This is a genomic window from Aeromonas sp. 604176 (assembly GCF_049170755.1).
GTDB classification, from domain to species: Bacteria; Pseudomonadota; Gammaproteobacteria; order Enterobacterales; family Aeromonadaceae; genus Aeromonas; species Aeromonas veronii_A.
This window is the reverse complement of record NZ_JAAKNE010000177.1, coordinates 1-4,941: the sequence shown is the minus strand read 5'-3', so window position 1 is coordinate 4,941 and position 4,941 is coordinate 1. Positions and strand designations below refer to the sequence as shown.

The 4,941-nt window shown below is 61.4% G+C and carries 4 protein-coding genes; 2 read left to right on the top strand and 2 right to left on the bottom strand.

The annotated features are described in order from the left end of the window. Nucleotides 1–67: 67 nt before the first annotated feature. A complete protein-coding gene (locus G5358_RS20000) occupies nt 68–748 on the top strand; it encodes a TIGR00153 family protein (protein WP_005340244.1) in 681 nt (226 codons plus the stop codon). A 25-nt stretch (nt 749–773) separates the two neighbouring features. Beyond that, nucleotides 774–2,039 carry an inorganic phosphate transporter gene (locus G5358_RS19995; RefSeq protein WP_005343043.1) on the top strand — a complete coding sequence of 422 codons (1,266 nt, stop codon included), beginning with the start codon at nt 774–776 and terminating at the stop codon, nt 2,037–2,039. A 92-nt stretch (nt 2,040–2,131) separates the two neighbouring features. Here the strand turns inward: G5358_RS19995 and G5358_RS19990 are convergent, their stop codons facing one another. Together G5358_RS19990 and G5358_RS19985 are read right to left on the bottom strand one after the other, a co-directional pair. Then, entirely contained in the window at nt 2,132–4,588 is a 2,457-nt protein-coding gene (locus G5358_RS19990) for a bifunctional aspartate kinase/homoserine dehydrogenase II (RefSeq protein WP_213387634.1), read from the bottom strand. Beyond that, nucleotides 4,588–4,941 (bottom strand): PLP-dependent transferase (locus G5358_RS19985; protein ID WP_421324778.1); only part of this gene is annotated, 354 nt, incomplete at its 5' end. The genes G5358_RS19990 and G5358_RS19985, both read right to left, overlap by 1 nt.

Sequence of the window (4,941 nt, the reverse complement as noted above, 5' to 3'; positions counted from 1 at the left end):
CAGTTCGGTTACCATGCGCGCCTCATAAAATCGTATCGAGTGTTTTTTCACCGACACAGGTTTGGCCATGCCAGTAAATACTATTTTGGGGCTTTTTGCCAAGTCCCCCATCAAGCCGCTGCAGAAGCATATCGTCAAGGTTCACCAGTGCTCCCAGCAGTTGGTTCCTTTCTTTGACGCCGTTGCCGAAGACCGTTGGGAAGATGCCGAGAAGATCCGGCAGCAGATCGCCCAGCTGGAAAAAGAGGCAGATACCCTCAAGCGTGAAATCCGTCTGAAACTGCCTCGCGGCCTGTTCCTGCCGGTTGCACGTACCGACCTGCTGGAGCTGTTGACTCAGCAAGACAAGATTGCCAACCGTGCCAAGGATATCTCCGGCCGCATGCTTGGTCGTCGCATGGAGTTCCCCGCCGAAATGCGGACGGATTTCATGGCTTACCTCAAACGTTGTATTGATGCGACCGCTCAGGCCGAGAAAGCGATCGGGGAGCTCGACGAGCTGCTCGAGACCGGCTTCAAAGGACGGGAAGTGGAAATGGTTGCCGAGATGATCCATCAGCTGGATCTGATCGAGGACGATACAGACACCATGCAGATCGGACTGCGCCAACAGCTGCAAGCGGTTGAGCACAATTACAATCCGATCGATGTGATGTTCCTTTACAAGATCCTCGAATGGGTAGGTGACCTGGCAGATCAGGCCGAGCGCGTAGGCGCCCGTCTGGAACTGATGCTGGCTCGTTCGTAATCGACTGACTGGGTAAACACTACTAATGGACATTATCGCGAATTACGGCACCACTCTGGTGCTCGTGGCGGCCTTGTTCGGCTTTTTGATGGCTTGGGGTATTGGCGCGAATGACGTGGCCAACGCCATGGGCACATCGGTCGGCACCAAATCCCTGACCATCCGTCAGGCGATCATCATTGCCATGATCTTCGAATTTGCCGGTGCCTATCTGGCTGGTGGCGAAGTGACGGCCACCATCCGTAACGGCATCATCGACAGCAATGCGTTTGTCGATAGCCCGGACCTGCTGGTGCTCGGTATGATCGCCTCCCTGCTGGCGGCAGGCGCCTGGTTGATCCTCGCCTCCTACTTCGGCTGGCCTGTTTCCACCACTCACTCCATCATCGGCGCCATCGTCGGTTTCGCTGTGGTGAGCATTGGCCCGGAAGCGGTGCAGTGGAGCAAGTTTGGCGGCATCGTCGGCTCCTGGGTCATCACCCCGGCCATCTCAGGTGTCATCGCCTACTTCATGTTCATCAGCGTGCAGAAGCTTATCTTCAACACCGATGATCCCCTGAACAACGCCAAGCGCTATGTGCCGTTCTACATGTTCCTGACTGCGCTGGTGATCTGTCTGGTGACCATCAAGAAGGGGCTGACCCACGTCGGTCTGCACCTGAGCGATGGCGAGGGCATTCTGCTCTCCATCGCCATCTCCATCGCAGTGGCGTTTGCCGGTTGGATCTACATTCGCGGTCAGAAGTACAACCCGCAGGATGACAGCAAGATGCACTTCGCCAACGTGGAGAAGGTGTTTGGCATCCTGATGGTGATCACCGCCTGTGCCATGGCCTTTGCCCACGGCTCCAACGATGTGGCCAACGCCATTGGCCCGCTCTCTGCGGTGGCCTCTATCGTGGCTTCTGGTGGCGAGATTTCCAGTCAGGCTGCCATTGCCTGGTGGATCCTGCCCCTTGGCGGTATCGGTATCGTGATCGGTCTGGCGACCATGGGCGAGAAGGTGATGGCGACGGTCGGTACCGGCATCACTCACCTGACCCCGAGCCGTGGTTTTGCTGCCCAGCTGGCGACTGCCGCGACCGTAGTGATTGCCTCCGGCACCGGTCTGCCCATCTCCACCACCCAGACCCTGGTCGGTGCGGTGATGGGTGTCGGTCTGGCGCGCGGTATTGCGGCGCTGAATCTGGGGGTACTGCGCAACATCGTGGTCTCCTGGATCATCACCCTGCCTGCCGGTGCCATTCTGGCTATCGCCATCTTCTACGTGCTGCAGGCCTGCTTCTCCTAATCGAAGCGACATTCAGCAAAAAGCCCGAGTCATCGACTCGGGCTTTTTTATTGTGCGCGGGAGCTGAGGCGCAGCTCCCTTTGCATATCACCTTAGAGGCTGGCGCAGATCTGCCACAGATCGTACTGGATAGCGGCGGCGGTCACTTCCCGACCCGCCCCTGGCCCCTGGATCACCAGCGGGTTGGTGCGATAGCTGTCGCTCTCGATGGCGAAGATGTTGTCGCACGGCAAGAGGTTCGCAAACGGGTGATGGGGCTCCAGCGCCTCCAGTCCGACCCTCGCCTTGCCGTCATGCTCAAAGCGAGCGACGTAGCGCAGCACCTTGCCGAGGCGCTTGGCCCCTTCGAAGGCGGTCTGGATCGGGCCATCCAGCTCTTTCAGTCTGTCCATGAACTGATCGGCGGTCACCTTGCGCAGCGTGACGGGCACCAGATTCTCCAGCTCGATATCGGCGGAGTCGAGCTCGAAGCCCGCTTCCCGCGCCAGAATAAGCAGCTTGCGCCGCACATCCTGACCGGAGAGATCTTCGCGGGGATCCGGTTCGGTCAGGCCGTGCTGCCACGCCTCATCCACCAGCTCGGAGAAGGGGCGGGTGCCGTCATACTGCTGGAACAGCCAGGAGAGGGTGCCGGAGAAGATGCCGGAGACCCCCTGAATGCGGTCGCCGCTCTGGCGCAGCATCTGGATGCTGGACTGGATTGGCAGCCCGGCTCCCACGGTTGCGTTGTAGCGCCACTGCACCTGATGGTCACGGCAGGTTTGCTTGATGCGTTGGTAGAACTCGCTGTCGGCAGCACCGGCAAACTTGTTGGCGGCGATGATGTGAATGCCAAGCTGGGCGAAGTCGGGGTAGTAGCGGCTCACCGTTTCGCTGGCGGTCATGTCCAGCGCAATCAGCGCATCGAAGCCGTGCTGCTCAAGCTGGGAGAGCAACTCCGGCCAGATCAGCGGTTTGGGGTTGAAGTTGTCCTGTACCTTGAGGGGGTTGAGCCCCTCTTCATCGAGCAGGCCCCCTTCCGAGCTGAATACCCCGTAGAGGGTGAGCGCCAGATTGAGCTCATGTTCCAGCCGTGCCTTTTCACGGGCGTAGAGGCTGAGCCAGTGGCCGCCGATATTGCCCTTGCCGAACACCACCAGTCCGACCCGGGTCGGGCGGCTGAAGAGGGCGCTGTGCAGGGCGATGAGCAGGGGTTCCAGCACTACCTGACGCAGCACGGCCACCAGACTTAGGCCATCTCTGGCCACCTGTACGAACTCCAGCGGTTGATCTGCCAGCAGCTGATAGAAGCGGTGACACTGCTCCGCGTTGTCGGTGACACCGGCACCGACCAGCGCCACCAGACTGTACCCCTCTTTCTGGATGAGGCCAGTGAAGCTCCCTTGCAGCTGGAAGTCGCGCAGCAGCTCGAAGGCACCTTGTGCTACCTCAAGGGTGTAGGCGAGGCGCAGGATCCGGCGATCCGGCTGGCGCTGCAGGGTGAGCGGGTTGAGGCGGTGGCGGGCCAGATGGGCCTCGATGGTGGCCACCGTCTGCTCGTAGTTGGTCTGCGGCAGCACCTTCAGCTCGATGAGGGCGATCTGATCCACCGAGGAGACGATGCGGGCGCCACCGGAGCGGGGGGCGCGGCGCAGGATATGGGTGCAGCCCTCGTCCGGGTTGTAGCTGCAGCGCAAAGTGAGGCGCTGGCGGCTGTCGGCCACAGGTTGCAGGGTGCGCGAGTGCAGCACCGAGGAGCCAAGACGGGCCAGCTCGTTGGCTTCCGCGAGGCTCAGGCGTTCCAGCAGACGCGCTTCTTTCACCCGACGCGGGTCGGCGCTGTAGACCCCGGCCACGTCGCTCCAGATGGTGGTGGATTCGCCGTCCGCCAGCAGCGCCAACAGGCTGGCGCTGTAGTCGGATCCATTGCGACCGAGCAGCAGGGAGCGCCCCTCCATGTCGGCGGCGATAAAGCCGGTTACCACGATGCGACCGGCATGCTCCGCCAGTCGCGCCTTGAGCAGTTCGCTGGAGAGGGCGGTATCCACCTTGACCAGAGCGCCATCCTCGGCGCGCAGGAAACTGCGGGCATCGAGCCAGATAGCCTTGTCGCTGCGGCTGGTGAGCAGGGCCGCCAGCAGGCGCGCCGACCACACTTCGCCAAAAGCGAGCAGGCCGTTGCGGGCGAAGCGATCAAACTGCCCTTCAAGCGTTTTGGCGATCAGTTGCATGTCGTCGGCCAGCTGCTTGCTCAGATCAAGCTGTAGCTCGCCTTCCAGCAGGCCGTCGATCAGGCTCTGCTGATAGGCCTGCAGGGCCGAGATGGCTTCACCGGCGGCTTCGTCCCCCGCTTCGGCCAGCTCCACCAGCTGGATCAGCCGGTTGGTGGTCTTGCCGGCGGCGGAGACCACGATCAGCTCGTCGCCACCCACCTGTTGTTCAACGATGCTGGCGACCCGGCGATAACAGACCGGATCCGCCAGACTGCTGCCACCAAATTTGTGGACGTGACGTCGTTTCAATCCTGCTTCTGCTGCCACCGCGATCTCTCCTTGTTGCTGCTGTTCCATTACTTCGCTACCTGTTCTGCCTGCTGCGCCTGTTCAAAAGCCTGAGCCAGATCGGCCACCAGGTCTTCACCGTGTTCAATACCGACCGACAACCGCAGCAGTTGGGCGCTGATGCCTGCTGCCTGCTGCGCCGCCGGGGTCATGGCCCTGTGGGTCATGCTGGCCGGATGGGCCACCAGACTCTCTACCCCGCCGAGGGACTCGGCCACCGAGAAGAGGGTGAGGACCGCGAGGAAGGCGCGAATGCCTGCCTCGTTGCAATCGAGTTCAAAACTTAGCATGGCGCCGAAGCCGGACTGTTGACGGCGCGCAATGTCGTGGCCCGGATGGCTCGGCAGGCTGGGGTGATAGAT

What these genes read in the sequence shown, in the direction of transcription:
- G5358_RS20000 (WP_005340244.1), top strand. Translation starts at nt 68, where the DNA reads ATGCCAGTAAATACTATTTTGGGGCTTTTTGCCAAGTCCCCCATCAAG.
- G5358_RS19995 (WP_005343043.1), top strand. Translation starts at nt 774, where the DNA reads ATGGACATTATCGCGAATTACGGCACCACTCTGGTGCTCGTGGCGGCC.
- G5358_RS19990 (WP_213387634.1), bottom strand. Translation starts at nt 4,588, where the DNA reads ATGGAACAGCAGCAACAAGGAGAGATCGCGGTGGCAGCAGAAGCAGGA.